Source organism: Shewanella sp. SR44-3, from assembly GCF_014163735.1.
GTDB lineage: Bacteria > Pseudomonadota > Gammaproteobacteria > Enterobacterales > Shewanellaceae > Shewanella.
The window spans coordinates 1-24,334 of sequence record NZ_JACJDV010000006.1 but is presented as its reverse complement, the minus strand read 5'-3'; the positions used below and the strand labels follow the sequence as shown (position 1 = coordinate 24,334).

General features: G+C 45.1%; 39 protein-coding genes. 33 read left to right on the top strand and 6 right to left on the bottom strand.

The genetic code is table 11. The annotated features are described in order from the left end of the window. The first annotated feature begins 49 nt into the window (after nucleotides 1–49). The 29 genes from tuf to rplQ all read left to right on the top strand — a co-directional run bounded on the left by tuf (nucleotide 50) and on the right by rplQ (nucleotide 15,196). Complete coding sequence (gene tuf, locus H5073_RS05135; RefSeq protein ID WP_182677620.1) at nucleotides 50–1,234, top strand: elongation factor Tu; 1,185 nt, start codon at nucleotides 50–52, stop codon at nucleotides 1,232–1,234. Nucleotides 1,235–1,570: 336 nt separating this feature from the next. Further along, complete coding sequence (gene rpsJ, locus H5073_RS05130) at nucleotides 1,571–1,882, top strand: 30S ribosomal protein S10 (RefSeq protein ID WP_011494635.1); 312 nt, start codon at nucleotides 1,571–1,573, stop codon at nucleotides 1,880–1,882. Between the two features lie 27 nt (nucleotides 1,883–1,909). Further along, entirely contained in the window at nucleotides 1,910–2,548 is a 639-nt protein-coding gene (gene rplC, locus H5073_RS05125; protein ID WP_182677618.1) for a 50S ribosomal protein L3, read from the top strand. A 17-nt stretch (nucleotides 2,549–2,565) separates the two neighbouring features. After that, the gene (gene rplD / locus H5073_RS05120) at nucleotides 2,566–3,171 is read left to right on the top strand and encodes a 50S ribosomal protein L4 (RefSeq protein WP_006083599.1); all 606 of its coding nucleotides are present in this window, start codon (nucleotides 2,566–2,568) and stop codon (nucleotides 3,169–3,171) included. Further along, a complete protein-coding gene (gene rplW, locus H5073_RS05115; protein WP_011494637.1) occupies nucleotides 3,168–3,470 on the top strand; it encodes a 50S ribosomal protein L23 in 303 nt (100 codons plus the stop codon). Before rplD ends, rplW begins: the two co-directional genes overlap by 4 nt. A 16-nt stretch (nucleotides 3,471–3,486) precedes the next feature. Beyond that, nucleotides 3,487–4,311: a 50S ribosomal protein L2 gene (rplB, locus tag H5073_RS05110; protein WP_011494638.1), complete on the top strand. Its 825-nt coding sequence runs from the start codon at nucleotides 3,487–3,489 to the stop codon at nucleotides 4,309–4,311. A gap of 15 nt (nucleotides 4,312–4,326) precedes the next feature. After that, entirely contained in the window at nucleotides 4,327–4,605 is a 279-nt protein-coding gene (gene rpsS, locus H5073_RS05105; protein ID WP_006083596.1) for a 30S ribosomal protein S19, read from the top strand. 15 nt (nucleotides 4,606–4,620) lie between these two features. After that, nucleotides 4,621–4,953, top strand: coding sequence for a 50S ribosomal protein L22 (gene rplV / locus H5073_RS05100; protein ID WP_011635644.1), 333 nt, complete (start codon nucleotides 4,621–4,623; stop codon nucleotides 4,951–4,953). Between the two features lie 12 nt (nucleotides 4,954–4,965). After that, nucleotides 4,966–5,655: a 30S ribosomal protein S3 gene (gene rpsC / locus H5073_RS05095; protein ID WP_011494640.1), complete on the top strand. Its 690-nt coding sequence runs from the start codon at nucleotides 4,966–4,968 to the stop codon at nucleotides 5,653–5,655. 11 nt (nucleotides 5,656–5,666) lie between these two features. After that, a complete protein-coding gene (rplP, locus tag H5073_RS05090; RefSeq protein ID WP_182677616.1) occupies nucleotides 5,667–6,077 on the top strand; it encodes a 50S ribosomal protein L16 in 411 nt (136 codons plus the stop codon). Next, a complete protein-coding gene (gene rpmC, locus H5073_RS05085) occupies nucleotides 6,077–6,268 on the top strand; it encodes a 50S ribosomal protein L29 (protein ID WP_011494642.1) in 192 nt (63 codons plus the stop codon). Before rplP ends, rpmC begins: the two co-directional genes overlap by 1 nt. Then, nucleotides 6,268–6,516, top strand: a complete 249-nt coding sequence (rpsQ, locus tag H5073_RS05080) for a 30S ribosomal protein S17 (protein ID WP_011494643.1) — start codon at nucleotides 6,268–6,270, stop codon at nucleotides 6,514–6,516. The genes rpmC and rpsQ overlap by 1 nt, the downstream gene beginning before the upstream one ends. A 180-nt stretch (nucleotides 6,517–6,696) precedes the next feature. After that, nucleotides 6,697–7,065 carry a 50S ribosomal protein L14 gene (rplN, locus tag H5073_RS05075; protein ID WP_011494644.1) on the top strand — a complete coding sequence of 123 codons (369 nt, stop codon included), beginning with the start codon at nucleotides 6,697–6,699 and terminating at the stop codon, nucleotides 7,063–7,065. Nucleotides 7,066–7,076: 11 nt separating this feature from the next. Then, nucleotides 7,077–7,391 carry a 50S ribosomal protein L24 gene (gene rplX, locus H5073_RS05070; protein WP_011494645.1) on the top strand — a complete coding sequence of 105 codons (315 nt, stop codon included), beginning with the start codon at nucleotides 7,077–7,079 and terminating at the stop codon, nucleotides 7,389–7,391. A gap of 12 nt (nucleotides 7,392–7,403) precedes the next feature. Next, on the top strand, nucleotides 7,404–7,943 hold the full coding sequence (gene rplE, locus H5073_RS05065) for a 50S ribosomal protein L5 (protein ID WP_011494646.1): 540 nt from the start codon (nucleotides 7,404–7,406) through the stop codon (nucleotides 7,941–7,943). Between the two features lie 10 nt (nucleotides 7,944–7,953). Further along, nucleotides 7,954–8,259, top strand: a complete 306-nt coding sequence (gene rpsN / locus H5073_RS05060; RefSeq protein WP_182677614.1) for a 30S ribosomal protein S14 — start codon at nucleotides 7,954–7,956, stop codon at nucleotides 8,257–8,259. A gap of 23 nt (nucleotides 8,260–8,282) precedes the next feature. Then, nucleotides 8,283–8,675, top strand: coding sequence for a 30S ribosomal protein S8 (gene rpsH / locus H5073_RS05055; protein WP_011494648.1), 393 nt, complete (start codon nucleotides 8,283–8,285; stop codon nucleotides 8,673–8,675). An 11-nt stretch (nucleotides 8,676–8,686) separates the two neighbouring features. Beyond that, nucleotides 8,687–9,220, top strand: a complete 534-nt coding sequence (rplF, locus tag H5073_RS05050; protein WP_182677612.1) for a 50S ribosomal protein L6 — start codon at nucleotides 8,687–8,689, stop codon at nucleotides 9,218–9,220. Nucleotides 9,221–9,230: 10 nt separating this feature from the next. Next, nucleotides 9,231–9,581 carry a 50S ribosomal protein L18 gene (gene rplR, locus H5073_RS05045; protein ID WP_011494650.1) on the top strand — a complete coding sequence of 117 codons (351 nt, stop codon included), beginning with the start codon at nucleotides 9,231–9,233 and terminating at the stop codon, nucleotides 9,579–9,581. A gap of 12 nt (nucleotides 9,582–9,593) precedes the next feature. Next, nucleotides 9,594–10,097: a 30S ribosomal protein S5 gene (rpsE, locus tag H5073_RS05040; protein WP_137224583.1), complete on the top strand. Its 504-nt coding sequence runs from the start codon at nucleotides 9,594–9,596 to the stop codon at nucleotides 10,095–10,097. Nucleotides 10,098–10,103: 6 nt separating this feature from the next. Beyond that, nucleotides 10,104–10,286, top strand: coding sequence for a 50S ribosomal protein L30 (rpmD, locus tag H5073_RS05035; protein ID WP_011494652.1), 183 nt, complete (start codon nucleotides 10,104–10,106; stop codon nucleotides 10,284–10,286). 4 nt (nucleotides 10,287–10,290) lie between these two features. Next, complete coding sequence (rplO, locus tag H5073_RS05030) at nucleotides 10,291–10,725, top strand: 50S ribosomal protein L15 (RefSeq protein WP_182677610.1); 435 nt, start codon at nucleotides 10,291–10,293, stop codon at nucleotides 10,723–10,725. 7 nt (nucleotides 10,726–10,732) lie between these two features. Next, nucleotides 10,733–12,073: a preprotein translocase subunit SecY gene (gene secY, locus H5073_RS05025; protein WP_182677608.1), complete on the top strand. Its 1,341-nt coding sequence runs from the start codon at nucleotides 10,733–10,735 to the stop codon at nucleotides 12,071–12,073. Nucleotides 12,074–12,095: 22 nt separating this feature from the next. Beyond that, the gene (gene rpmJ, locus H5073_RS05020; protein WP_006083579.1) at nucleotides 12,096–12,209 is read left to right on the top strand and encodes a 50S ribosomal protein L36; all 114 of its coding nucleotides are present in this window, start codon (nucleotides 12,096–12,098) and stop codon (nucleotides 12,207–12,209) included. A gap of 115 nt (nucleotides 12,210–12,324) precedes the next feature. Then, complete coding sequence (gene rpsM, locus H5073_RS05015; RefSeq protein ID WP_011494656.1) at nucleotides 12,325–12,681, top strand: 30S ribosomal protein S13; 357 nt, start codon at nucleotides 12,325–12,327, stop codon at nucleotides 12,679–12,681. Between the two features lie 17 nt (nucleotides 12,682–12,698). Continuing rightward, nucleotides 12,699–13,091 (top strand): 30S ribosomal protein S11, encoded by a 393-nt coding sequence (gene rpsK / locus H5073_RS05010; RefSeq protein ID WP_011494657.1) that lies wholly within the window; start codon nucleotides 12,699–12,701, stop codon nucleotides 13,089–13,091. 31 nt (nucleotides 13,092–13,122) lie between these two features. Beyond that, entirely contained in the window at nucleotides 13,123–13,743 is a 621-nt protein-coding gene (gene rpsD / locus H5073_RS05005; protein WP_011494658.1) for a 30S ribosomal protein S4, read from the top strand. A 24-nt stretch (nucleotides 13,744–13,767) separates the two neighbouring features. Further along, nucleotides 13,768–14,757 carry a DNA-directed RNA polymerase subunit alpha gene (locus H5073_RS05000; protein ID WP_182677606.1) on the top strand — a complete coding sequence of 330 codons (990 nt, stop codon included), beginning with the start codon at nucleotides 13,768–13,770 and terminating at the stop codon, nucleotides 14,755–14,757. Nucleotides 14,758–14,800: 43 nt separating this feature from the next. Continuing rightward, nucleotides 14,801–15,196, top strand: coding sequence for a 50S ribosomal protein L17 (gene rplQ / locus H5073_RS04995; protein WP_011494660.1), 396 nt, complete (start codon nucleotides 14,801–14,803; stop codon nucleotides 15,194–15,196). A 404-nt stretch (nucleotides 15,197–15,600) separates the two neighbouring features. On the opposite strand, the gene ccmE is transcribed toward rplQ, so the two are convergent. Genes ccmE through ccmA form a run of 5 tightly spaced genes read right to left on the bottom strand, consistent with a single transcriptional unit; the run spans nucleotide 15,601 to nucleotide 18,397 of the window. After that, nucleotides 15,601–16,092 carry a cytochrome c maturation protein CcmE gene (ccmE, locus tag H5073_RS04990; RefSeq protein ID WP_182677604.1) on the bottom strand — a complete coding sequence of 164 codons (492 nt, stop codon included), beginning with the start codon at nucleotides 16,090–16,092 and terminating at the stop codon, nucleotides 15,601–15,603. After that, the gene (gene ccmD / locus H5073_RS04985) at nucleotides 16,089–16,304 is read right to left on the bottom strand and encodes a heme exporter protein CcmD (protein WP_182677602.1); all 216 of its coding nucleotides are present in this window, start codon (nucleotides 16,302–16,304) and stop codon (nucleotides 16,089–16,091) included. Before ccmD ends, ccmE begins: the two co-directional genes overlap by 4 nt. Beyond that, complete coding sequence (locus H5073_RS04980) at nucleotides 16,304–17,050, bottom strand: heme ABC transporter permease (protein ID WP_182677600.1); 747 nt, start codon at nucleotides 17,048–17,050, stop codon at nucleotides 16,304–16,306. The genes ccmD and H5073_RS04980 overlap by 1 nt, the downstream gene beginning before the upstream one ends. 1 nt (nucleotide 17,051) lies before the next feature. Next, a complete protein-coding gene (gene ccmB / locus H5073_RS04975; RefSeq protein WP_182677598.1) occupies nucleotides 17,052–17,738 on the bottom strand; it encodes a heme exporter protein CcmB in 687 nt (228 codons plus the stop codon). A gap of 8 nt (nucleotides 17,739–17,746) precedes the next feature. Then, nucleotides 17,747–18,397 carry a cytochrome c biogenesis heme-transporting ATPase CcmA gene (ccmA, locus tag H5073_RS04970; RefSeq protein WP_182677596.1) on the bottom strand — a complete coding sequence of 217 codons (651 nt, stop codon included), beginning with the start codon at nucleotides 18,395–18,397 and terminating at the stop codon, nucleotides 17,747–17,749. A 330-nt stretch (nucleotides 18,398–18,727) separates the two neighbouring features. Between ccmA and H5073_RS04965 the strand changes: the two genes are divergently transcribed. Then, nucleotides 18,728–19,021 (top strand): cytochrome c5 family protein, encoded by a 294-nt coding sequence (locus H5073_RS04965; RefSeq protein WP_182677594.1) that lies wholly within the window; start codon nucleotides 18,728–18,730, stop codon nucleotides 19,019–19,021. A 76-nt stretch (nucleotides 19,022–19,097) separates the two neighbouring features. Here the strand turns inward: H5073_RS04965 and ccmI are convergent, their stop codons facing one another. Further along, nucleotides 19,098–20,315, bottom strand: coding sequence for a c-type cytochrome biogenesis protein CcmI (gene ccmI, locus H5073_RS04960; protein ID WP_182677592.1), 1,218 nt, complete (start codon nucleotides 20,313–20,315; stop codon nucleotides 19,098–19,100). 371 nt (nucleotides 20,316–20,686) lie between these two features. Here ccmI and H5073_RS04955 point away from each other — a divergent pair, with 371 nt between their 5' ends. From H5073_RS04955 to nrfF, 3 genes are read left to right on the top strand one after another with little or no spacing between them, the layout of a single operon-like run. Beyond that, entirely contained in the window at nucleotides 20,687–22,669 is a 1,983-nt protein-coding gene (locus H5073_RS04955; RefSeq protein WP_182677590.1) for a heme lyase CcmF/NrfE family subunit, read from the top strand. A gap of 10 nt (nucleotides 22,670–22,679) precedes the next feature. Continuing rightward, on the top strand, nucleotides 22,680–23,234 hold the full coding sequence (locus tag H5073_RS04950) for a DsbE family thiol:disulfide interchange protein (RefSeq protein WP_182677588.1): 555 nt from the start codon (nucleotides 22,680–22,682) through the stop codon (nucleotides 23,232–23,234). Beyond that, nucleotides 23,235–23,714, top strand: a complete 480-nt coding sequence (gene nrfF, locus H5073_RS04945; protein WP_011497979.1) for a heme lyase NrfEFG subunit NrfF — start codon at nucleotides 23,235–23,237, stop codon at nucleotides 23,712–23,714. The last annotated feature ends 620 nt before the right edge of the window (nucleotides 23,715–24,334 follow it).

Genomic DNA, 24,334 nt, shown 5'->3' with positions numbered 1-24,334 from the left:
TTATATAGTTCGAAGAGTTCGAACACTTCTGAAAAGAAAGGAATATATCGTGGCAAAAGCTAAATTTGAACGTTCAAAGCCTCACGTAAACGTAGGCACAATTGGTCACGTTGACCATGGTAAAACAACTCTTACAGCTGCTATCTCTTCTGTATTGTCTAAGACATACGGCGGCGAAGCGCGTAACTTTGCTCAAATCGATAACGCTCCAGAAGAGCGCGAGCGCGGTATTACTATTAATACTTCTCACATCGAATATGACACTCCATCACGTCACTACGCACACGTAGACTGCCCAGGTCACGCGGATTATGTTAAAAACATGATCACTGGTGCTGCACAGATGGACGGCGCAATCCTAGTAGTTGCTGCGACAGATGGCCCAATGCCACAAACTCGTGAGCACATCCTACTTTCTCGTCAAGTAGGTGTACCTTTCATCATCGTATTCATGAACAAGTGTGACATGGTTGATGACGAAGAATTACTAGAATTAGTAGAAATGGAAGTTCGTGAACTTCTTTCTGAATACGATTTCCCAGGTGATGACTTACCAGTTATCCAAGGTTCTGCTCTTAAGGCACTAGAAGGCCAGCCAGAGTGGGAAGCTAAGATCATTGAGCTTGCAGAAGCTTTAGATTCTTACATTCCTGAGCCAGAGCGTGACATCGATAAGCCATTCCTACTTCCAATCGAAGACGTATTCTCGATCTCTGGTCGTGGTACTGTTGTGACTGGTCGTGTTGAGCGTGGTATCGTTCGCGTTGGTGACGAAGTTGAAATCGTAGGTGTTAAAGCGACTACTAAGACAACTTGTACTGGTGTTGAAATGTTCCGTAAACTGCTTGACGAAGGTCGTGCAGGTGAGAACTGTGGTGTGTTATTACGTGGTACTAAGCGTGATGACGTAGAACGTGGTCAAGTATTAGCAAAACCTGCTTCTATCAACCCACACACTACTTTCGAATCAGAAGTATACGTGTTGTCAAAAGAAGAAGGCGGACGTCACACTCCATTCTTCAAAGGCTACCGTCCACAGTTCTACTTCCGTACTACGGACGTAACTGGTACTATCGAATTGCCAGAAGGTGTAGAAATGGTTATGCCTGGTGACAACATCAAGATGGTTGTTACTCTAATTTACCCAATCGCGATGGACGACGGTTTACGTTTCGCTATCCGTGAAGGTGGCCGTACTGTTGGTGCTGGTGTTGTTGCTAAAATCATCGCTTAATTGCTGATTTTATCAAACGCTAAAAAAGGAAGCTTCGGCTTCCTTTTTGTTTTTAAGGCTAGCTTTCTACAATAAAAACTGTAGAATGCCGCGCTAATAAGACGTAAAGGATGAGTTAGAATATTTTTTACGCACTGGGCTTGATCTAGTAGAAAAGATCTGTATAATTGCCCACTCGCTGACTCGTGCAGCGTTAATATGCTTAACCTTAGGGTTAAACATTATCATAGTGACTCCGATTGGGAGTCAAACGGTTAAATCATCTCGCTCTGCTTTTCCTTCGGGGAAATAGCTAGAGGGTGATTTTTTATATGTCCATTTTAGGAGCTCTGGTCAATGCAGAACCAAAGAATCCGTATCCGCTTGAAAGGCTTTGATCATCGTTTGATTGATCAGTCTACAGCGGAAATCGTTGAAACTGCTAAGCGTACAGGCGCGCAGGTTCGTGGTCCAATTCCACTACCTACTCGCAAAGAGCGTTTTACCGTTTTGATCTCTCCGCACGTTAATAAAGATGCTCGTGATCAGTACGAAATCCGTACTCACAAGCGTTTAGTTGACATCGTAGAGCCAACAGAAAAGACAGTAGATGCGTTAATGCGTCTCGATCTTGCGGCTGGTGTCGACGTTCAGATTAGCTTAGGTTAATTGAGATCCTTAGAAGAGGTTTGAGAGATGGCTATCGGTCTTATCGGTCGTAAAGTGGGTATGACTCGCATCTTCACTGAAGATGGTGTGTCGATCCCAGTAACAGTAATTGAAGTTGCTGGCAACCGTGTTACTCAAGTGAAAACTTTAGAAACTGACGGTTACCGTGCACTTCAAGTGACTACTGGTACCAAAAAAGCCAATCGCATCACTAAAGCTGAAGCAGGTCACTTTGCCAAGGGCGGCGTAGAAGCCGGTCGTGGTTTGTGGGAAATGCGTTTGGCAGATGGTGAAGGCGAAGGCATTGAAGTAGGTGCTGAGCTTAATGTTGATATTTTCGCAGACACTGTGAAAGTAGACGTTACCGGTCAATCAAAAGGTAAAGGCTTCCAAGGCGGCGTTAAGCGTTGGAACTTCCGTACTCAAGATATGACTCACGGTAACTCTTTGGCACACCGTTCGAATGGTTCTATCGGTCAGAACCAAACGCCTGGTCGTGTATTCAAAGGCAAGAAAATGTCAGGCCATATGGGTGCTGAGCAAGTAACAACTCAAAATCTACACGTAGTACGTGTTGATGCAGAGCGTAACTTGTTACTAGTACGCGGCGCAGTTCCAGGCGCTACCAATGGTGACTTGATTATCAAGCCAGCAGTTAAAGCTTAAGGTCTGAGGAGATAGTAATGGAATTGGTATTGAAAGACGCGCAGAGCGCTCTTGAAGTTTCCGAAACTACCTTCGGCCGTGACTTTAACGAGGCACTGGTTCATCAGGTAGTTGTAGCTTACGCTGCAAACGCGCGTCAGGGCACTCGTGCTCAAAAGACTCGTGCGGAAGTAACTGGCTCTGGCAAAAAGCCATGGCGCCAGAAAGGCACAGGCCGCGCTCGTGCCGGTAGTGTTAAAGGCCCAATCTGGCGTGGCGGTGGCGTAACATTCGCTGCTAAAACCCAAGATCACAGCCAAAAAGTTAACAAGAAGATGTACCGTGGTGCTCTTAAGAGCATTCTGTCTGAATTGGTACGTCAAGAGCGTTTAGTTGTTGTTGAATCGTTCGGTGTTGAAGCTCCTAAAACTAAAGAGCTGAAAGCTAAACTGAAAGCAATGAACTTAGAAGACGTTCTAATTGTTACTGCTGAAGTTGATGAGAACTTATTCTTAGCAGCTCGCAACTTATACAAGGTTGACGTTCGTGACGTAGCGGGTCTAGACCCAGTGAGTCTAATTGCGTTCAACACTGTTCTTGTTACTGCTGATGCAGTGAAGCAAATCGAGGAGATGCTAGCATGATCCGCGAAGAACGTTTGCTAAAAGTTATTCTAGCTCCGCACATCTCTGAAAAGAGCACTGTGGTTGCCGAGAAGACAAACACTGTTGTTTTCCGCGTAGCAATCGATGCGACTAAAGCAGAGATTAAAGCTGCTGTTGCGAAGCTATTTGAAGTTGAAGTAGATTCAGTTCGCACTCTAGTAAACAAAGGCAAAACTAAGCGTACCGGTGGCCGTGTAGGTCGTCGTAGCGATTGGAAAAAAGCTTATGTTACTTTAGCTGCTGGTGCTGACATCGATTTCGTCGGCGGCGCTGAGTAAGCAAAGGAGAATTATCATGGCAGTTATTAAGTGTAAGCCAACCTCTCCAGGTCGTCGCCACGTAGTTAAAGTGGTGAATACAGACTTGCATAAGGGTAAACCTTTTGCAGCGCTGTTGGCGAAAAAATCTAAAAGTGGTGGCCGTAACAATACTGGTCGTATCACTGTCCGTCACGTTGGTGGTGGTCACAAGCAGCATTACCGTCTAATTGACTTCAAACGCAATAAAGATGGTATTCCTGCAAAAGTTGAACGTATTGAATATGATCCAAACCGTACAGCGCACATCGCGTTAGTACTGTACGCCGATGGTGAGCGTCGCTATATTCTTGCTGCTAAAGGCATGAAGTCAGGCGATCCAATCCAATCAGGCGTTGGTTCAGAAATCAAGACTGGCAACTCTATGCCTCTGCGCAACATCCCTGTGGGTTCTGTTGTTCACGCTGTTGAAATGAAGCCTGGTAAAGGTGCTCAAATCGCGCGTTCTGCAGGTGCATACGTGCAAGTTATTGCTCGTGATGGCGCATATGCAACTCTACGTCTTCGCTCTGGCGAAATGCGTAAAGTTCCAGTTGATTGCCGCGCGACATTTGGTGAAGTTGGTAATGCCGAGCACATGCTACGCCAGTTAGGCAAAGCAGGTGCCAAGCGCTGGAGAGGCGTACGCCCTACAGTTCGTGGTGTTGCAATGAACCCGGTAGATCACCCACACGGTGGTGGTGAAGGTCGTACTTCTGGTGGACGTCATCCAGTGAGTCCATGGGGTGTGCCAACTAAGGGTTATAAAACTCGTAGTAACAAGCGCACTGACAAGTACATCGTACGTCGTCGTAATAAATAAGTAAGAGGATTCGCCATGCCACGTTCTCTCAAGAAAGGTCCCTTCATTGACCTGCACTTGCTGAAGAAGGTAGAGAAAGCGATGGAAGCGGGAGATAAAAAGCCAATTAAAACTTGGTCTCGCCGCTCAATGATCATCCCTAATATGATTGGGTTGACCATCGCTGTCCATAATGGTCGTCAGCACGTACCTGTGTTCGTAACTGACGAAATGATCGGTCACAAGCTTGGTGAATTTTCACCAACTCGCACTTATCGCGGCCATGCTGCAGATAAGAAAGCGAAGAAGCGTTAATACGGGAGGAATAAGATGGAAGTTTTAGCTAAACATCGTTTTGCTCGTACGTCTGCGCAGAAGGCCCGTCTAGTTGCTGATCAGATCCGTGGTTTGCCTGTTTCTAAGGCACTCGAGATTTTGACCTTCAGCCCCAAGAAAGCCGCCGTACTAGTTAAAAAAGTACTTGACTCAGCTATCGCAAACGCCGAACACAACGAAGGTGCGGATATTGATGAGCTTAAAGTTGGAGCCGTCTTCGTAGATGAAGGCCCAACGATGAAGCGCATCATGCCACGTGCCAAAGGCCGCGCTGATCGTATCATGAAGCGTACCAGCCACATCACTGTGGTTGTAGCAGATCGCTAGGAGAAGAGAGCAATGGGACAGAAAGTACATCCTAATGGTATCCGTCTGGGTATCACCAAGCCTTGGATCTCGACCTGGTACGCCGATAAATCAGATTATGCAAATAATCTGAACAGCGACTGGGAAGTGCGTCAATATTTAACTGAAAAGTTAAAAGCCGCATCAGTATCTAAGATTGTTATCGAACGCCCAGCGAAAAGCATCCGCGTTACGATTCACACTGCCCGTCCAGGTGTTGTGATTGGTAAGAAAGGTGAAGACGTTGAAGTATTACGTGCACAAGTGGCTAAAATCACTGGCACTACTGCTCAAATCAACATCGCTGAGATCCGTAAGCCTGAATTAGACGCTAAGCTCGTTGCTGACTCTATTGCTCAGCAGTTAGAGCGTCGTGTTATGTTCCGTCGCGCTATGAAGCGCGCAGTTCAAAACGCAATGCGCATTGGTGCTCAAGGTATCAAAGTTGAAGTTAGCGGCCGTTTAGGTGGTGCTGAAATCGCGCGTTCTGAGTGGTATCGTGAAGGTCGTGTACCTTTACATACTTTACGTGCTGATATCGACTACTCGACTTCTGAAAGTCACACCCAGTATGGTGTGATTGGTGTTAAAGTTTGGATCTTCAAAGGTGAAGTTCTAGACGGTTTAGTACCACAGATCGAAGAGCCTAAGCAGCAACCTAAGCGTAAGCCTCGTGCTAAATAGGAGAAACTTTAATGCTGCAACCTAAACGTATGAAGTTTCGCAAGATGTTCAAAGGCCGCAACCGTGGTCTAGCGAACGGTACTGAAGTTAGCTTTGGTACTTTCGGTTTGAAAGCAGTCGGCCGCGGCCGTTTAACTGCACGTCAAATCGAATCTGCACGTCGTGCCATGACACGTCACGTAAAGCGTCAAGGACAAATTTGGATTCGAGTTTTCCCTGACAAGCCAATTACCTCTAAGCCTCTTGAAGTGCGTATGGGTAAAGGTAAAGGTAACGTTGAATACTGGGTATGTCAGATTCAACCTGGTAAGGTTCTTTATGAGATGGATGGTGTCTCTGAAGCTTTGGCTCGTGAAGCCTTCGCTTTAGCATCAGCTAAACTACCTCTGAAGACTACCTTCGTAACTAAGACGGTGATGTAATGAAAGCGAGCGAACTAAGAGAAAAGAGTGTTGAAGAACTTAACACTGAATTACTTGGTCTGCTGCGTGAGCAGTTTAACCTGCGTATGCAACACGCTACTGGTCAATTGACTCAAACGAATCAGTTGAAATTAGTGCGTCGTAACATTGCACGTGTTAAGACCATTATTACTTCTAAGGCAGGTGCGTAATGTCTGATAAAATCCGTACTTTGCAAGGACGAGTAACTAGCAACAAAATGGACAAGTCCATTACTGTTGCTATCGAACGCCAAGTGAAACACCCACTTTATGGGAAATACATTAAGCGTACGACAAAGATCCATGCACATGACGAAACAAATCAGTGTAACGAAGGCGACGTAGTGACTATTAGTCAGTGCCGTCCTTTATCTAAGACTAAGTCTTGGGCCCTGGTTGAAGTAGTAACTAAAGCCTAATTTTATTAGGTTTATCGTGAACGGCTCCAGTAACTGGAGCCGTTTGTTTTATTTTGCTATGCATTCAAAATATGTGGTGTTATACTTGCGCGCCCAAATCGACTAAATCCTAGTCTTTTCGGGTCAAAAAATATACTCCCATAGTGGGAATTGTATAGTAACGATAGCGGAGCACTTTAAATGATCCAGATGCAATCGACTCTAGACGTCGCGTGTAACAGTGGCGCTCGTAGAGTTCAGTGTATTAAGGTCTTGGGTGGCTCTCATCGTCGTTATGCCGGCATCGGCGACATCATCAAGGTTTCTGTTAAAGAAGCCATTCCTCGCGCTAAAGCGAAGAAAGGTGATGTATATAACGCGGTGGTAGTCCGTACTAAGAAAGGCGTACGTCGTCCAGACGGTTCTGTCATTCGCTTCGATCGGAATGCAGCGGTATTGCTTAACGCGAACCTTGCACCGATTGGTACTCGTATCTTTGGCCCAGTGACACGTGAATTGCGTACAGAGCAGTTCATGAAGATTGTGTCATTGGCACCAGAAGTACTGTAAGGAGCTTCAAAATGGCAGCAAAAATACGTCGTGAAGACGAAATAATTGTACTAGCAGGTAAAGACAAGGGTAAACGCGCAAAAGTTTCTCAAGTCCTACCAACTGGTAAATTAATTGTTGAAGGCATCAATCTTGTTAAAAAGCACCAGAAGCCAAACCCACAATTGGGCGTGACTGGCGGCGTTATCGAGAAAGAAGCACCGATACAAACATCAAACGTAGCGATCTTTAACCAAGCCACAGGCAAGGCAGATCGTGTTGGTTTCCGATTCGAAGACGGCAAAAAAGTCCGTTTCTTTAAATCGAATAGTGAACTCATTAAGTAATTGGAGTAAACGATGGCGAAACTGCATGATAAATATCAAGAGACTGTCGTCGCTGAACTAGCTAAAAAGTTCGGCTATAGCAGTGTCATGCAAGTCCCTCGGATTGAAAAAATCACCCTGAACATGGGTGTGGGCGAAGCAGTAGCAGACAAGAAAGTTATGGAGCATGCGCTCCGTGATATGACTGCAATTGCTGGCCAAAAGCCAATTGTAACTGTTGCTCGTAAATCAGTTGCTGGTTTTAAAATCCGTGAAGGCTACCCTATTGGCTGTAAAGTGACCCTACGCGGTGAGCGTATGTGGGAATTTTTAGAGCGTTTAGTTGACATAGCAATCCCACGTATTCGTGACTTCCGTGGCTTAAGCGCTAAAGCGTTTGACGGCCGTGGTAACTACGCAATGGGCGTGCGTGAGCAGATCATCTTCCCAGAAATCGATTACGATAAAATCGATAAAATTCGCGGTATGGATATTGTTATCACTACCTCTGCGAAGACTGATGAAGAAGGTCATGCCTTGTTGACCGCTTTTAACTTCCCATTCAAGAAATAAGGGTAGCATAATGGCAAAAACATCAATGAAAGCACGTGAAGCAAAACGTGCACAGCTCGTGACTAAGTACGCTGAAAAGCGTCTAGCACTTAAAGCTATTATCAGCGCACCAGCAACTTCGGAAGAAGATCGTTGGGAAGCTGTGCTTAAGTTGCAAGCTTTACCACGTGATTCTAGCGCGGCGCGTCAGCGCAATCGCTGTAGTCAAACTGGTCGCCCACATGGTTTCCTACGTAAATTCGGCTTAAGCCGTATTAAATTACGTGAAGCTACCATGCGTGGTGAAGTTCCTGGTCTGCGTAAGGCCAGCTGGTAAGCACTGTCACGGAGTAAGCTAATATGAGCATGCAAGATCCTATTGCGGATATGTTAACCCGTATTCGTAACGGCCAAGCTGCTAACCACGTATCTGTAAAGATGCCTTCAGCAAAGTTAAAAGTAGCAATCGCGAAATTACTTCAAGATGAAGGTTTTATTACTGGATACGCCGTAGCAGATGAAGCTAAGCCTGAATTAGAAATCACTTTAAAGTATTTCCAAGGCAAACCAGTCGTTGAGACTATCCAGCGCGTAAGTCGCCCAGGTCTTCGTATTTACAAAGGTAAAGACGAACTTCCTAAGGTGATGGGCGGTCTGGGTATCGCAATTGTGTCCACTTCTCAAGGCTTGATGACTGATCGTGCCGCCCGCCAAAATGGCACGGGTGGCGAGGTTATCTGCTACGTAGCGTAAAGGAGCTAGATATGTCTCGTGTTGCAAAAGCACCAGTCACTATTCCTGCAGGCGTAGAGGTGACTTTAAACGAACAGACACTTACCGTCAAAGGCAGTAAGGGTAGTCTGACTCGAGTAATCAACAGTGCGGTAAATGTTGTAATCGAAGATGCACAAGTTAAGTTTCTTCCTGTCGAAGGCGTTAATGGCGCTTGGGCACAGGCTGGTACTGCACGTGCACTCGTAAACAACATGGTTGTTGGTGTTTCACAAGGTTTTGTGAAGAAATTGAAATTAGTTGGTGTTGGTTACCGTGCGAAAATCGCTGGTAGTGACCTTGATCTAACATTAGGTTTCTCACATCCATTGGTACACAAACTCCCCGCTGGCGTAACTGCAGAGTGCCCTAGCCAAACTGAAATCGTGCTTTCGGGCGTTGATAAACAGTTAATTGGTCAGGTTGCTGCTGAGATTCGCGGATATCGTCCACCAGAGCCTTACAAAGGCAAAGGTGTTCGCTATGACGACGAAGTAGTACGCCGTAAAGAGGCTAAGAAGAAGTAGGTAACGCGATATGGATAAGAAAACATCTCGCTTACGTCGCGCTCTACGTGCACGTAAGAAGATCCAAGAGCTAGGCGTGAATCGTCTGGTTGTACATCGTACACCGCGTCACATTTATGCTCAGGTGATCAGTCCTGAAGCTCAGGTGTTGGCAGCTGCTTCAACCGTTGAAAAAACGGTTAAAGAGCTACTAAAGAGTACCGGTAACGTAGATGCGGCTAAAGCAGTAGGTAAAATTGTTGCTGAGCGTGCGATCGAGAAGGGCGTAGCTATTGTTGCGTTCGACCGTTCTGGTTTCAAGTATCACGGACGTGTAGCTGCATTAGCAGACGCCGCTCGTGAAGCTGGCCTGAAGTTCTAAGGGGTTATAAAAATGGCTAAATTAGAAGCTCAGCAAAAAGACGATCTGCAAGAGAAATTGATTGCAGTTAATCGTGTTTCTAAAGTAGTTAAAGGCGGTCGTATCTTTAGCTTCACTGCACTAACAGTAGTGGGTGACGGTAACGGTAAGATCGGCTATGGCTATGGTAAAGCGCGTGAAGTTCCAGCTGCTATTCAAAAAGCAATGGAAAAAGCCCGTCGTAATATGGTAACCGTGGAGTTGAATGCAGGTACTTTGCATCACCCAGTTAAAGGTCGCCATACTGGTTCTAAAGTTTATATGCAACCAGCATCAGAGGGTACCGGTATTATTGCCGGTGGCGCAATGCGTGCCGTATTGGAAGTAGCAGGCGTTCATAACGTTTTGTCTAAAGCATACGGTTCTACTAACCCGATCAACATCGTTCGCGCAACTGTAGATGCGTTGGTGCACATGAAGTCACCAGCTCAAATCGCAGCCAAACGTGGCCTGAATGTTGATGAAATTCGGGGGTAATGCATAATGGCTACTAAAACTTTAAAAGTTACACAGACTAAAAGCGGCATTGGTCGTTTACCAAAGCACCGTGCAACCTTAACAGGTTTAGGTCTACGTCGTATTGGTCACACTGTTGAATTAGAAGATACTCCTTCTGTTCGCGGTATGATCAATAAGGTTTACTACATGGTTTCGGTGGAGGGATAAGATAATGCGTCTAAATACTCTATCTCCAGCAGCAGGTTCTAAATCTGCTCCTAAGCGTGTAGGCCGTGGTATTGGTTCAGGTTTAGGTAAAACAGCGGGTCGCGGCCATAAAGGTCAGAAGTCTCGTAGTGGCGGCGGCGTTCGCGTCGGTTTTGAAGGTGGTCAAATGCCACTTAAGATCCGTCTACCTAAGTTTGGCTTTACCTCGCGTCGTGCTTTGGTAACTGCTGAAGTTCGTTTACTCGAACTAGCAAAAGTTAACGGTGATGTTATCGACTTAAACACGCTGAAAGATGCGAACGTTCTTACTCGCAACATCCAGTTTGCGAGAATCGTTCTTTCAGGTACCATTGAGCGCCCTGTGACTGTAAAAGGTCTGAAGGTAACCAAAGGTGCACGTGCAGCTATTGAAGCTGCCGGCGGTAAGATCGAGGAATAATACGTCGATGGCAAAACCAGGACTTGATTTAAAAAGCGCGAAAGGCGGTTTATCTGAACTGAAAACTCGTCTCCTGTTCGTGATTGGCGCAATTATCGTCTTTAGAGCCGGTTCGTTTGTGCCAATTCCTGGTATTGACGCAGCTGTATTAGCAGAGCTATTTGCTCAGCAAAAAGATACCATCCTGGGCATGTTTAACATGTTTTCAGGTGGTGCTTTAGAGCGTGCCTCTATCTTTGCATTGGGTATCATGCCGTATATTTCGGCATCGATTATCATGCAATTATTGACTGTCGTGCATCCTGCACTTGCTGAATTGAAAAAAGAAGGCGAGTCAGGACGTAAGAAAATCAGTCAGTACACGAGATATGGAACGCTCGTGCTGGGTACTCTTCAGTCGATCGGTATTGCAACAGGTTTACCTAATCTTATGCCAGGCCTTGTAGCCAACGCAGGATTCGGATTTTACTTTGTTGCAGTTGTAAGCTTAGTTACAGGAACTATGTTCCTAATGTGGTTAGGTGAGCAAATTACCGAACGTGGTATAGGTAACGGTATCTCGATATTAATTTTCGCAGGTATTGTTGCTGGATTACCATCTGCTATCGGCTCAACAGCCGAGCAGGCGCGTCAAGGTGACTTGAATGTACTCGTATTATTGCTACTCGCGGTAATCGTGTTCGCTGTCACTTACTTGGTAGTGTTTGTTGAGCGTGGTCAACGTCGTATTGTCGTTAACTATGCTAAACGTCAGCAAGGCCGCAAGGTGTTCGCTGCACAAAGCACACATTTACCATTGAAAGTGAATATGGCGGGTGTGATTCCACCAATATTTGCGTCCAGCATTATTTTGTTCCCAGGCACACTGGCTCAGTGGTTTGGTCAAAATGAGTCCATGTCATGGTTAAGCGATTTCGCTCTAGCCGTGTCACCAGGACAACCGCTGTACTCATTATTGTATGCGACAGCAATTATTTTCTTCTGTTTCTTCTATACTGCGTTGGTGTTTAACCCACGTGAGACAGCAGATAACTTGAAGAAGAGTGGTGCGTTCATTCCCGGGATTCGTCCTGGAGAACAGACTTCGCGTTACATTGATAAAGTGATGACTCGCCTGACATTGGCAGGTGCGTTATACATTACCTTTATCTGCTTAATTCCGGAGTTCATGTTAATTGCGTGGAAAGTACAGTTCTATTTTGGCGGTACTTCACTACTAATTATAGTAGTCGTGATCATGGACTTCATGGCTCAGGTTCAGACCCATATGATGTCTCATCAGTATGAGTCTGTGATGAAGAAAGCAAACTTAGTGAACAAAGCGAATTTAGATCGCTTTGGTCGATAAGTTAGCTTTACGGAGTGATGAAATGAAAGTTCGAGCTTCCGTGAAGAAGATCTGCCGTAATTGCAAGATCGTCAAGCGTAGTGGCGTTGTACGCGTTATCTGTGTTGAACCAAAACACAAACAGCGTCAAGGCTAAAAAAAGACTTTGACCAGCTCAAACTTGGGCTGGTCAAATATTGTTTGCAAATTTGTTGTCTGTCGAGTATCCTTTCGGGCTTTTCACAGATGACCTTTAACTTAAGGAGTGCATAGTGGCCCGTATCGCTGGCATTAACATTCCTGATCAAAAGCATACAGTCATTGCATTGACTGCTATTTTCGGCATCGGCCGTACACGTGCAAGAGCAATCTGCGCGTCTACAGCAATCGCTGAAACTGCTAAGATCAAGGAATTGAGCGAAGCTCAAATAGATATCCTACGCGAAGAAGTCGCCAAATACTCTGTAGAGGGTGACTTACGTCGTGAGATTTCAATGAACATCAAGCGTCTTATGGATCTTGGTTGTTATCGTGGTCTCCGCCATCGTCGTAGCCTGCCTCTCCGTGGGCAACGTACTAAGACCAATGCGCGTACGCGTAAAGGTCCACGTAAACCAATCAGAAAGTAACGGGAAGGTAAACCAAAATGGCTAAAGTTCCGTCACGTTCTCCGCGTAAGCGCGTACGTAAACAGGTTGCAGATGGCATGGCTCATATCCATGCGTCTTTCAACAACACTATTGTCACCATTACAGATCGTCAAGGTAATGCGTTGTCATGGGCTACCTCTGGTGGTTCAGGTTTCCGTGGTTCACGTAAATCTACCCCATTTGCTGCGCAGGTTGCTGCGGAGCGTGCAGGTATTGCTGCTCAAGATTACGGTTTAAAAAACCTTGAAGTTTTCGTGAAGGGACCAGGTCCAGGTCGTGAGTCAGCCATTCGTGCGCTGAACGCTGTTGGTTATAAAATTACCAACATTACCGATGTGACGCCTATCCCTCATAATGGCTGTCGTCCACCTAAAAAGCGTCGTGTATAACGTCGTTTCATAGGATAGTTGGAGAAAGATCATGGCAAGATACTTGGGTCCCAAGCTCAAGCTCAGCCGCAGAGAAGGTACAGACCTTTTCCTAAAAAGCGGTGTGAGAGCAATCGATTCGAAGTGTAAGCTGGAAACTGCACCTGGACAACATGGCGCTCGTAAGCCACGTTTGTCTGAGTACGGTACTCAGTTACGCGAGAAACAAAAAGTTCGTCGTATTTATGGTGTGCTAGAAAAGCAATTCCGTAACTACTACAAAGAAGCTGCACGCCTAAAAGGCAATACAGGTGAAAACTTGTTGCAACTTTTAGAAACACGCCTAGATAACGTTGTTTATCGTATGGGCTTTGGTGCGACTCGTGCAGAATCACGTCAGCTAGTTAGCCATAAGACAGTTTTGGTTAACGGCCGTGTTGTTAACATTCCGTCGTTCAAAGTGTCTGCGAACGATGTTGTAAGCATCCGCGAAAAGTCACGCACTCAAGCACGTATCAAAGCGTCTTTAGAAGTTGCAGCTCAGCGCGAGAAGCCTACATGGGTTGAAGTAGACAACACTAAAATGGAAGGTGCTTTTAAGCGTCTACCAGAACGTAGTGATTTGTCTGCGGATATTAACGAACAGCTGATCGTCGAGCTTTACTCTAAGTAAGGCTAACAAACAAGAGAGGACACAATGCAGGGTTCTGTTACAGAATTTCTTAAACCGCGTCTCGTCGACATTGAGCAGGTTAACCCAACACGTGCCAAAGTTACACTAGAGCCACTCGAACGTGGTTTTGGCCATACCTTAGGTAACGCGTTGCGTCGCATCCTATTGTCGTCTATGCCAGGCTGCGCAGTTACTGAAGTCGAAATCGACGGCGTGCTGCACGAATACAGCAGCAAGGAAGGCGTACAAGAAGATATCCTTGAGATATTGCTCAATCTTAAAGGTTTAGCAGTAACAATCGAGGGTAAAGACGAGGCTATGCTTACGTTAAGCAAGTCCGGCACAGGCCCTGTTACTGCCGCAGACATCACGCATGATGGTGATGTTACCATCATGAATCCTGATCATGTTATCTGTCATTTAACAGGTAATAATGATATCAGCATGCGTATCCGCGTTGAGCGTGGTCGTGGTTATGTGCCAGCTTCTGCTCGTGCACAGACCGAAGACGATGATCGCCCAATCGGTCGTTTGTTGGTTGATGCTTCTTTCTCACCAGTAGCTCGCATTGCATACAATGTAGAAGCTGCTCGTGTTGAACAGCGCACTGACTTGGATAAACTCGTTATTGATATGACCACAAACGGTACTATCGATCCTGAGGAAGCCATTCGTCGTTCTGCAACAATTTTAGCCGAACAGCTAGATGCGTTTGTTGAATTACGTGATGTTACTGAGCCAGAGCTGAAAGAAGAGAAACCGGAGTTTGATCCGATTCTGCTGCGTCCTGTCGACGATTTAGAGCTAACTGTACGTTCAGCCAACTGCTTGAAGGCTGAAGCGATTCATTACATCGGAGATCTTGTACAACGCACTGAAGTAGAATTGCTTAAAACACCTAATCTAGGTAAGAAATCTCTTACTGAAATTAAGGATGTTCTAGCGTCTCGTGGACTTTCATTAGGTATGCGTCTCGAAAACTGGCCTCCAGCTAGTCTAGCAGACGATCTATAAGTCTCAGTTTTGTACAGATTTTTTGGTTATAAGGATTTAGGTCATGCGCCATCGTAAGAGTGGTCGTCAACTAAACCGCAACAGCAGTCATCGCCAAGCTATGTTCCGTAACATGGCCTGCTCAATAGTTCGTCATGAGATCATCAAGACAACTGTAGCTAAAGCGAAAGAACTGCGTCGCGTAGTTGAACCTTTAATAACACTTGCTAAAGTTGACAGCGTTGCAAATCGCCGTTTAGCTTTTGCTCGTACCCGCGATGCTGAAGTCGTAGGTAAGTTATTCACAGAATTGGGTCCACGCTTCCAGGAACGTCCTGGTGGTTACACTCGTATTCTAAAGTGCGGTTTACGCGCCGGTGATAAAGCCCCAATGGCTTACATCGAGCTAGTAGGTCGTCCTGAAGCTGCTGAAGCTGTTGATGTTGAAGCTGCTGAGTAATTAAGTTTACAAAGTTAAAAAACCGAGCTTAGGCTCGGTTTTTTTATGTCTAAAATTTGAAGCTGCTATGACTTAGTTGGCAATTCAAGTCTCTGCTAAGTAATGGAATTAACTGAGGTACAATGAGCCTTCTATTGCATGGACTGGTGTCTGAGGGGGCTTTCTGTGATGCCTCTAAATTTAGCCTTGCCTTAATGCGCTCGCAACCTACGAGATCTGCTCATGTGTTGGTAAGCTGAGTAAACAAAAATTGTTATAGTTTGACGCGTTACTATTTGAATACTTTTGTTTTGAAAGAAGCTAAGCGGACAGCAATACATGGATAACACTTAGTGTCATTGTGTTTGCGGCACAAAAAAGCCTCAAATGAGGCTTTTATTGAATATAGTCGTTTGGCCATAACATTAATACTGAGCGGGTTTTACATCGCCTTCTTTATACTCAAGTTTTTTATGTTGCTTACCCATGGCTTCGGCCACTTCTGGCGGCATGTAGTTTTCATCATGCTTGGCCAGGACTTCTGTTGCTTCAAGCTTACCTGAATCGACTAACACCCCTTGGGCGACGATACCTTGGCCTTCACGGAATAGATCGGGTAAGAGATCATCATAAGTGACTATAACTTCTGTGCCAGTGCTATCATGAACTGCGAATTCCACATGCAGGCTGTCTGGGTCTCTTACCATTGACCCTAGGGTCACCATACCACCAACCCGGATCCTCTGGCCTATTTCAGGTTTAATGCCAGTATCATTTTTGCCATGAATAATTTCATTTGGGGTGTAGAACAAGTTTAAGTTGCTATTGAGTGCATACAAGAGCAATGAGGCAGCCCCTGCTACCCCGACTATTAATGCAACGGCGAGTGTTAATCTCTTTTTACGTCTTGGATTCACGGTTGAGTCCCTCTTGATTCAGCTGTTCTGAGTTCTTTGAGTCTTTGCTCGCGGTTTGCTTGTTTAGCGATTTCCGCTAGTACCTTGCGTTTTTTTCCTAGGCTTAGAATAATTAAGCTCGCTAGACTAAATACTGAAACGCCATAAGATAGCCAAACATAGAAGGCGTAGCCGCCCATATTAAAAAATGCACTGATAGAGTCAAACTGCATTATTTCACCCCCTCCGCTTCCGCTAAGGCTCTTACCCAAGGTCGCATGCCGTTACGGGCTAAGATCTCCGCTCTAAATCTAACCAAAGTTATCGCACCAGCCATTAAACCAAAGCCTACAATATTGATCAGTAGGGGGTATAGCATCTCTGACGACATGGTCGATTCTTCAGTAATACGAATAGTTGATGGTTGGTGCAAACTGCTCCACCACTCCACAGAGTATTTGATGATAGGAATATTAATCACCCCGACCAAGGCTAATATGCCAGCGGCCCTTGCTGCTACGACTTTGTCTTCAAAGGAGGCGTACAGTGAGATGACGCCCAAATACAAAAACAACAGAATAAGCTCTGAGGTTAATCTTGCATCCCATACCCACCAGGTGCCCCACATGGGTTTACCCCAAGCAGCCCCCGTAAACAGGGCGATAAAGGTGACAACTGCGCCAATGGGTGCCATAGATGCTGCCGCCCAGTCGGCTGATTTTATCTGCCACACTAGCCCGACAAAAGAGGCGCTAGCCATGCCCATATAAATGGCCATGGACATAGAAGCTGCTGGAACATGGATATATATTATGCGAAAGCTATCGCCTTGTTGATAATCCATGGGGGCAAATAACAAACCCCATGTAAGACCGGTTGCCAGCAGCAGTAATGCTGCTACAGCGAACCATGGTAACAAGGTTCCAGAAAGTTTATACGCGCGCTCTGGATCTGCGTAAGGATGAAGCCATTTCCACATTCTAATTTGTACTCACTCTTAAAGAAGCTCCAATGGCGATTGGAGCCAATACTGACGCCGCCACTAACATGGCGCCAATTATAGCCAGTTGGCCGTCATAGGGTAAATTCATTCCTGCAGCGTCCATGGCGCTGGTAGCAAAAATAAGCACAGGAATATAAAGAGGCAAGATGAGCAAACTCAAAAGTACGCCGCCTTTACCAATACCGACTGTTAAGGCTACGCCTATCGCGCCTACTAATGACAGCACAGGCGTACCTAGTGTTAAAGTCAGAATAAGTGCTACATAGGAATTAGATTCAAGCTGCAACAATAGCGCTAACACGGGTGAAATAAGGATGAGTGGTACTCCGGTGAGTAACCAATGGGCAAACACTTTAGCCAGCACTAACACAGCTAATGGCTGTGGGCTGAGTAACATTTGCTCTAGTGCGCCGTCATTATAATCGGCTTTAAATAGTCGCTCTAATGACAACATAGAGGCCAACAGCGCCGCGACCCAGATAATACCGGGTGCAATGCGGGTAAGGACTTTAGGCTCAGGGCCTATACCTAGGGGGAAAAGTGTCACCACGAGAATGAAAAACAGCAGTGGATTAAAAATATCCCCTCTATGGCGAATGGCGATTTTAATGTCGCGCATCAGCACTGTGGTGAAAGCTTGGCGATAACTAATGCCTCTGTTCATTGATAGCCCTATAGTGAACGGTAATCGAGGGTGATTTTTCGTAGTTTATCAGCCTTTATCAGGCTCATGTCTTGGTGAGTCGTTAAGATCACGCAGCCACCATTATCAACATGGGCTAGAAATAGCCGTTCGAGCTGTTCTACTCCTTTCTTGTCTATGGCGGTGAAGGGTTCATCTAATATCCAAATTTTACATTGTGTATGCAATAGTCGAGCTAGTGCTGTCTTTCTATGTTGTCCTGCAGAAAGATGGCCTGCTAATGCGTCTTCAAATCCCGCTAGATTGATATTGACTAGTGCGGCTTGGCTATCAAAATCTTGATAGCCACTGAGCGTGAGGTTGAACTTGATATTTTCAGCTGCGGTGAGCTCGCTCTTTACCCCAGGCAAATGGCCTAAGTAGAGTAAGTCAGCATTGTATTCTTCTCGGCAATCTAAAACCGTCTCATCTTTGTAGCAGACTTGGCCAGAATAGGGTCGTGACAGACCTGCGAGAATACGAATGAGGCTGGTTTTTCCGGCGCCATTGGGGCCTTCAATCTGGACTATATCACCACGATTAATCTCGAAGCTTAATTGATCGAACAGTACCCGTTCTTCACGGACGCAAGTGAGCAGGCTAGCACTGAGTAATGCTGGGAATGGTTTGTTGCCTGTCACTATAGCCTCGTTAACCTAGCGGATAATAATCACGGGATGGTATCACAATCCCGGAGCAATAATAAAAGCTTACGCACGATTTGCTATCAATGTGAGAGCCACATCTTAGCTAACGGTTCGCTCAGATAATCCCTGGGCTATTTAAGCTTTGCTAATATAATAACCATTCTTACTCACTTGTCTGTTTACTGAGACCAAGCTGAGAAGGGCGTCACAAAAAAGATGTGTTTTTTTTGAGCTTTATAGTAATCTAATTAATAAAAATGAAGCCAGCCAACCATAGAGAAGGCGGTATACTGCTTGTGAGTCATAGCATTAGGAACGTTAAAGATGAAAAAATTGTTAGTGATGACAGCCGTAATGGCATTAGGTTTATCAGCAGGAGTTGCTGCGCAAGATGGCGAGACTGTATATAACAAAGCTTGCCAAGTGTGTCACAGCATGGGGGTTGCAGGTGCTCCTAAAGTTCACGATGTGGCTGCGTGGGAACCTCGCTTAACCAAAGGTATTGATACATTAGTCGCTTCTATTAAGACGGGCCTGAATGCTATGCCTCCAGGAGGCATGTGTACTGATTGCTCCGATGAAGATTATAAAAATGCTATCGAGTTTATGTCTAAATAATTGGGTTAGCGTAGCGTATTTAAAAAAACCGGCTAATGCCGGTTTTTTGTTGTCGCGAGCTTTTCTAGCCTTGAATTCATTCTAACAGAGTGTCTAACACTAATTCATTGGGTTTGCTGAAGCTGCCATTGGCGAGCTTAGCTTGAATGTCACCAGCTTGCGGCTTGAGGCTCGCATTTTTGGATAGCAACACTACGATTTCTACCACATCTAAACCATTCATATTCAGCTGTTCATTTATCGCGTGGCGCGCATCTAATGTCACAGTTACTGGGAAGCTAACTTCAGTCAACTTAGTTAATAACAAGGGAGTTTTGGGTTCAGTTTGAGTGCGTACAAATACATATAAGGTTTCAGTGCCTGATATGTTATCGGTTAACTGTGGTGCTAAAGAGACACTAATGGCTAATTCTTTGGCTGCAACAGGTCCAGATTGAGCTTGTAATTGCGCTTTGGCAGCATCGATAGCGTTAATCAACGCCCCTCTGTCGATATCGCTACGATCGCTAGATAATATCAATTGCCATGCATCAATGGCCTGCGGGTAATTAGCCTTAAAGAATGCATCCATACCTACAAGTAATAAGGTCGAAGGATCCTTAGGATCTAATGCTAATGCTTTATCTATGATAACTTGGGCTTCTGCAGTAATAGTTTGATCAGCTTGATAATATAGTGCAGTGGCTTTAGGCCCAAGCAGCTCAGCTTGTACGCCAACGAGTTCCATCACCTTATCAAATGCCGCGATGGCTTGGTTATATTGATTGTTAGTGATGTAGGCATGTCCTAGAGTGAACCAAGCTTGGCTGTTGTCTGGTTGAGCTTGCACTTCAGCTTCAAGAAGTTTAATCCTTTGGCCCAAGGCCATTTCAGGCCCCATTGCAGAATGAGCATCATTTGCCTGCATTGGTATCGCTAATTGTTGATAGGCTCCTAACTGCTGGTAGAGGTATCCGCTTAGCGCCAATAAAGTGATAGACATGAGTGATGGCCAGAATAGGCCTTTCTTTTGGATTTGGTTATCGAGCGAGTCATCGCCAACTTGTTTGATATCCTGTAACAAGCTGACTTCTAACTCTTGCTTTAGTGCCGCAAATTCTTGCTGTTCTAGTTGGCCTTGCTGAAATTCTTGCTTAAGGTTAGCTAAACGTTCAGCAAAGACTTCAAGGTTAGTTTGCTTACGGACTCCAGAAGCTTCAGTTTGCAACAAGTGCTGTTGGCGAAAGTGCGGGATCCAAATTAGCAATAAACCACTAAAAACGACGAGGGCGATAGCAATCCAGAATAGAGTCATAGGGTTTATCTTCACTTATTGGTTGTAGAAAAAGCTTCACTGAGGGCAGATTATACGGAAAGTTAACTCCTTTAACAGGGGGAGAGTTAGGTGTTACAAGCGCAAATCGCTAATTTGGAAGCACAAAGCGGCCGCAGAATGACGAAATTGTGATCGAGAGCACCATAATGTTTAATCAACTAAATAACAGGAAAGCTATTTATAATGAGACCATTAGCCCAGTTTGACATGAAAATGGCAGACAGCGCTTAGTATTGATTCTAGAATGACTTAAAATTCGGCATTGCTAATGTTAATTATTATTTAATATTTATCTTAATAGCCTTTGCGTATACTCCCGCTTTTTATAGAAGAAAGATTGAGGACAACTGATGATCCCTGAACTTGGCCATTTCTCGCTGATCTTAGCGTTGGCATTTGCACTGTTACTTGCCACTGTGCCCTTGATAGGTGCAGCCCGCAGAGATCAATATCTAGTGCGCTATGCTCGGCCCCTATGTTACGGCATGTTCGCTTTTGTCAGTCTATCAATTATTAGTTTAGGTTATAGCTTTGCGGTGGATGATTTCTCCGTTGCCTATGTGGCTCATCACTCTAACTCCCAGTTACCTATTTTCTTCAAAATTTCAGCAGTGTGGGGCGGACACGAAGGCTCACTACTGTTTTGGGTGTTTGCACTTTCAGTATGGTCTGTGGCCGTCGCATTATTCAGTAAGCAGATTGAAGAAGTGTTCACCGCTAGGGTGTTATCGGTACTGGCGATAGTGATTGTTGGTTTTACCTTCTTTATGTTACTTACGTCTAACCCTTTCGAGCGGCTTTTTCCTATTCCTATGGAAGGCCGAGATTTGAATCCTATGTTGCAAGATATTGGGCTTATCTATCATCCTCCTATGCTTTATATCGGTTATGTAGGCTTTGCCGTTAGCTTTGCTTTTGCGATTGCAGCATTAATGAGTGGCCGACTCGATTCAGCATGGGCGCGCTGGACTCGTCCATGGACTCTCGCTGCTTGGGTATTTCTCACCGGAGGTATAGCGTTAGGTTCTTGGTGGGCTTATTACGAACTCGGTTGGGGTGGTTGGTGGTTCTGGGACCCCGTGGAAAACGCTTCCTTTATGCCGTGGCTCGTGGGTACCGCATTAGTACACTCATTGATAGTGACAGAGAAGCGCAGTGCCTTTAGAAACTGGACTGTACTACTGTCGATATCAGCATTTTCATTGAGTTTGCTGGGCACCTTTATTGTTCGTTCTGGGGTGCTGACTTCAGTGCATTCATTTGCATCCGATCCTAGTCGTGGGGTGTTTATTCTATTACTGCTCGCCTTGACTGTTGGCGGCTCACTAACCCTATTTGCTTTTAGAGCTAGCGATATGGCAAGTCCTGCACGTTTTGAGCTTAAATCAAAAGAGACTATGCTGCTTATCTGTAATGTTTTGCTCGCCGTTGCAACCGGTACCGTTTTACTGGGTACCCTTTATCCTCTACTGATTGATGCTTTAAACATGGGCAAGATCTCCGTAGGCCCACCTTATTTTAATGCGGTGTTTGTGCCTTTGGTGCTTATCTTGTTTGGCTTTATGGGTATAGGTCCGATTATTCGTTGGAAAAAATCTAAAGCTGGCGAGCTCAAGCGTCAACTGCTATTGCCTGCAATGATAGCGGTAGCCTTAGGCGTTACACTGCCATTTATCATTGCTGAAGGTGAATTCGATATCTGGGTTGCATTTGGTTTAGGCATGGCAAGTTGGATAATCTTAGCTACTTTCAGGGCTGGTTATAATATGGCGCGAGGAAGTAGCTCGAATATTGATCTTCGCCGCATAGGCAGAAGCCAATGGGGTATGATCATCGCCCACTTAGGTATTGCCGTCTCAGTGATTGGCGCGACTATGGTGTCTAATTACTCCATCGAGAAAAGTGTGCGTATGGGGCCAGGCGTGAGCTATGAATTAGCAGGCTACCAATTTAAGTTTATCGATACTCGTCATATTGTCGGCCCTAACTATACCGCTGAACAAGCTCAGATAGAGATTTATCAGCAGGGCGAGTTTGTGGCTTTAGTACAGCCAGATAGACGTCAATATAATGTACGTACCATGGATATGACTGAAGCCGGTATCGATTGGGGGCTGTTTAGGGATCTTTATGTGACTATGGGTGATCCCATCAGCACTACGGAATTTGCGGTGCGGTTAAATTATAAGCCTTTTGTGCGCTGGTTATGGTTTGGTGCGATTTTCATGATGGTCGGCGGACTATTAGCTGCGTCAGACAAGCGCTATCGTCGTAAAGTGAGCGTTGCACAAGCGGACACTCACGCTAATCCTAAATTCGCACCAGCGCTATAACGGAGACTTAATGAAAAAGTTAATTTTATTTGTGCCATTAATGATCTTTTTAGGCATGGGCTTTTTTCTCTATAAAGGATTATTTCTCAATCCTAAGGTGCTGGAGTCGGCTTTAGAAGGTAAGCCGGTGCCGTACTTTGAGTTGGAGCAATTAGAGCAATCTGACAAAGTGATTACCAATAAAGATCTTATCGGTAAAGTTGCCATGCTAAACGTATGGGGCACTTGGTGTCCTGCATGTAAGTACGAGCATCCTTATTTAATGGTGCTTGCCCGTAACAAGCAAATTCCCATTTACGGTATTAACTATCGTGACGAACGAGATATGGCACTGGAGGAGTTAAAACTTCAAGGTAACCCCTATGAAATTAACATTTTCGACAAAGATGGCCGTCTTGGATTGGATCTTGGCGTTTATGGTGCGCCTGAAAGTTTTCTTATCGATCACCAAGGCATAGTCAGATACCGTTTTGCAGGGCCTATCGATCAGCGTATATGGGCCGATACCTTATATCCAATAGTTAAAACTTTGCAGGAGCAAGCTGTAAAAGATGGAGCCTCATAGATGATAAGAACAATGCTTATAGCCCTATGCTTATTCATCAGTGCGATAGCCAGTACTTATGTTCAAGCAACGCCTGTGGATACCTTTGCGTTTTCGTCGGCAGAGAAACAAAAGCGCGCCTTATCACTGGCCCACGAGTTACGCTGCCCTCAGTGTCAGAACCAAAACCTTATCGACTCTAACTCACCCGTGGCAAAAGATTTACGTTTGCAGGTCTATCAAATGGTAGAAGCGGGTAAAGGCGATGATGAGATAGTGGAGTTTATGACATCACGCTACGGCGACTTTGTGCTTTATAAGCCTAAGCTGGACCCCAAAACTTACGTGCTATGGATAGGCCCCTTTGTATTACTACTATTCGGTCTCATCATAGGTTTTGTGTTTGTTCGTAAGCAAAGGATCGTCAATAACAGCCAAGTAGAACTCACAGAGGCCGATCAGCAAGAGTTAGCCGCACTTCTAAAGCAAGATAAAGACTAACTTCTCCACGGAATATAGTGCACCTGGCTGAGCGTTATAGCCAAGGCATGAGACTTAGGGCGTCATCTCAAGACAGTATTCAACTGTGATGAGTTGATGCCCTTGTGATTTCTGGCACATTCTTGTTTGTTAATAGCGACTCACCAGGTACTAAAGCACATTCTCTAACACACTATATAACTACCTTCTATGACACTACTTTACTAACGAAACACACTCGGTCGTTAACGATAAGCAAGCGATAACAATCCGCCGCATCAGTATTCGTTTATATTAGTTCAGCATTCAATCCTAGATAAGTTTCTGGATAAGAGTCTATTCATTACTATCAATTATCCTATTAACGGTATTAATACGATTGGTATAATCAAAAAGCTTAATAAATGAGCGTAAATAGGCGGTTTCAAGCCAAAACGATCGTTTTTGTGTAAAAGATCGCCTAACGATCGCCTTTATTGAAAAAGGCGTTAAAAAGCCCTTGCGTAAAAATCTGATCTGCCTATAATGCGCAACCACTGAGACGGCAAACGGTTCACGCCAACGCTGAATCAGTTTGGTTTATAGGTTGATTTGAAACAGTTAACCGCTTAAATCAAAGCGAAAAGAAAGTTTGAAAAAAC

Excerpts from the sequence above, each read along its gene's own strand:
- rpsJ (WP_011494635.1), top strand. The coding sequence starts at position 1,571 with ATGCAGAACCAAAGAATCCGTATCCGCTTGAAAGGCTTTGATCATCGT.
- rplC (WP_182677618.1), top strand. The coding sequence starts at position 1,910 with ATGGCTATCGGTCTTATCGGTCGTAAAGTGGGTATGACTCGCATCTTC.
- rplD (WP_006083599.1), top strand. The coding sequence starts at position 2,566 with ATGGAATTGGTATTGAAAGACGCGCAGAGCGCTCTTGAAGTTTCCGAA.
- rplW (WP_011494637.1), top strand. The coding sequence starts at position 3,168 with ATGATCCGCGAAGAACGTTTGCTAAAAGTTATTCTAGCTCCGCACATC.
- rplB (WP_011494638.1), top strand. The coding sequence starts at position 3,487 with ATGGCAGTTATTAAGTGTAAGCCAACCTCTCCAGGTCGTCGCCACGTA.
- rpsS (WP_006083596.1), top strand. The coding sequence starts at position 4,327 with ATGCCACGTTCTCTCAAGAAAGGTCCCTTCATTGACCTGCACTTGCTG.
- rplV (WP_011635644.1), top strand. The coding sequence starts at position 4,621 with ATGGAAGTTTTAGCTAAACATCGTTTTGCTCGTACGTCTGCGCAGAAG.
- rpsC (WP_011494640.1), top strand. The coding sequence starts at position 4,966 with ATGGGACAGAAAGTACATCCTAATGGTATCCGTCTGGGTATCACCAAG.
- rplP (WP_182677616.1), top strand. The coding sequence starts at position 5,667 with ATGCTGCAACCTAAACGTATGAAGTTTCGCAAGATGTTCAAAGGCCGC.
- rpmC (WP_011494642.1), top strand. The coding sequence starts at position 6,077 with ATGAAAGCGAGCGAACTAAGAGAAAAGAGTGTTGAAGAACTTAACACT.
- rpsQ (WP_011494643.1), top strand. The coding sequence starts at position 6,268 with ATGTCTGATAAAATCCGTACTTTGCAAGGACGAGTAACTAGCAACAAA.
- rplN (WP_011494644.1), top strand. The coding sequence starts at position 6,697 with ATGATCCAGATGCAATCGACTCTAGACGTCGCGTGTAACAGTGGCGCT.
- rplX (WP_011494645.1), top strand. The coding sequence starts at position 7,077 with ATGGCAGCAAAAATACGTCGTGAAGACGAAATAATTGTACTAGCAGGT.
- rplE (WP_011494646.1), top strand. The coding sequence starts at position 7,404 with ATGGCGAAACTGCATGATAAATATCAAGAGACTGTCGTCGCTGAACTA.
- rpsN (WP_182677614.1), top strand. The coding sequence starts at position 7,954 with ATGGCAAAAACATCAATGAAAGCACGTGAAGCAAAACGTGCACAGCTC.
- rpsH (WP_011494648.1), top strand. The coding sequence starts at position 8,283 with ATGAGCATGCAAGATCCTATTGCGGATATGTTAACCCGTATTCGTAAC.
- rplF (WP_182677612.1), top strand. The coding sequence starts at position 8,687 with ATGTCTCGTGTTGCAAAAGCACCAGTCACTATTCCTGCAGGCGTAGAG.
- rplR (WP_011494650.1), top strand. The coding sequence starts at position 9,231 with ATGGATAAGAAAACATCTCGCTTACGTCGCGCTCTACGTGCACGTAAG.
- rpsE (WP_137224583.1), top strand. The coding sequence starts at position 9,594 with ATGGCTAAATTAGAAGCTCAGCAAAAAGACGATCTGCAAGAGAAATTG.
- rpmD (WP_011494652.1), top strand. The coding sequence starts at position 10,104 with ATGGCTACTAAAACTTTAAAAGTTACACAGACTAAAAGCGGCATTGGT.
- rplO (WP_182677610.1), top strand. The coding sequence starts at position 10,291 with ATGCGTCTAAATACTCTATCTCCAGCAGCAGGTTCTAAATCTGCTCCT.
- secY (WP_182677608.1), top strand. The coding sequence starts at position 10,733 with ATGGCAAAACCAGGACTTGATTTAAAAAGCGCGAAAGGCGGTTTATCT.
- rpmJ (WP_006083579.1), top strand. The coding sequence starts at position 12,096 with ATGAAAGTTCGAGCTTCCGTGAAGAAGATCTGCCGTAATTGCAAGATC.
- rpsK (WP_011494657.1), top strand. The coding sequence starts at position 12,699 with ATGGCTAAAGTTCCGTCACGTTCTCCGCGTAAGCGCGTACGTAAACAG.
- rpsD (WP_011494658.1), top strand. The coding sequence starts at position 13,123 with ATGGCAAGATACTTGGGTCCCAAGCTCAAGCTCAGCCGCAGAGAAGGT.
- H5073_RS05000 (WP_182677606.1), top strand. The coding sequence starts at position 13,768 with ATGCAGGGTTCTGTTACAGAATTTCTTAAACCGCGTCTCGTCGACATT.
- rplQ (WP_011494660.1), top strand. The coding sequence starts at position 14,801 with ATGCGCCATCGTAAGAGTGGTCGTCAACTAAACCGCAACAGCAGTCAT.
- ccmD (WP_182677602.1), bottom strand. The coding sequence starts at position 16,304 with ATGCAGTTTGACTCTATCAGTGCATTTTTTAATATGGGCGGCTACGCC.
- H5073_RS04980 (WP_182677600.1), bottom strand. The coding sequence starts at position 17,050 with ATGTGGAAATGGCTTCATCCTTACGCAGATCCAGAGCGCGCGTATAAA.
- ccmB (WP_182677598.1), bottom strand. The coding sequence starts at position 17,738 with ATGAACAGAGGCATTAGTTATCGCCAAGCTTTCACCACAGTGCTGATG.
- H5073_RS04965 (WP_182677594.1), top strand. The coding sequence starts at position 18,728 with ATGAAAAAATTGTTAGTGATGACAGCCGTAATGGCATTAGGTTTATCA.
- ccmI (WP_182677592.1), bottom strand. The coding sequence starts at position 20,315 with ATGACTCTATTCTGGATTGCTATCGCCCTCGTCGTTTTTAGTGGTTTA.
- H5073_RS04955 (WP_182677590.1), top strand. The coding sequence starts at position 20,687 with ATGATCCCTGAACTTGGCCATTTCTCGCTGATCTTAGCGTTGGCATTT.
- H5073_RS04950 (WP_182677588.1), top strand. The coding sequence starts at position 22,680 with ATGAAAAAGTTAATTTTATTTGTGCCATTAATGATCTTTTTAGGCATG.
- nrfF (WP_011497979.1), top strand. The coding sequence starts at position 23,235 with ATGATAAGAACAATGCTTATAGCCCTATGCTTATTCATCAGTGCGATA.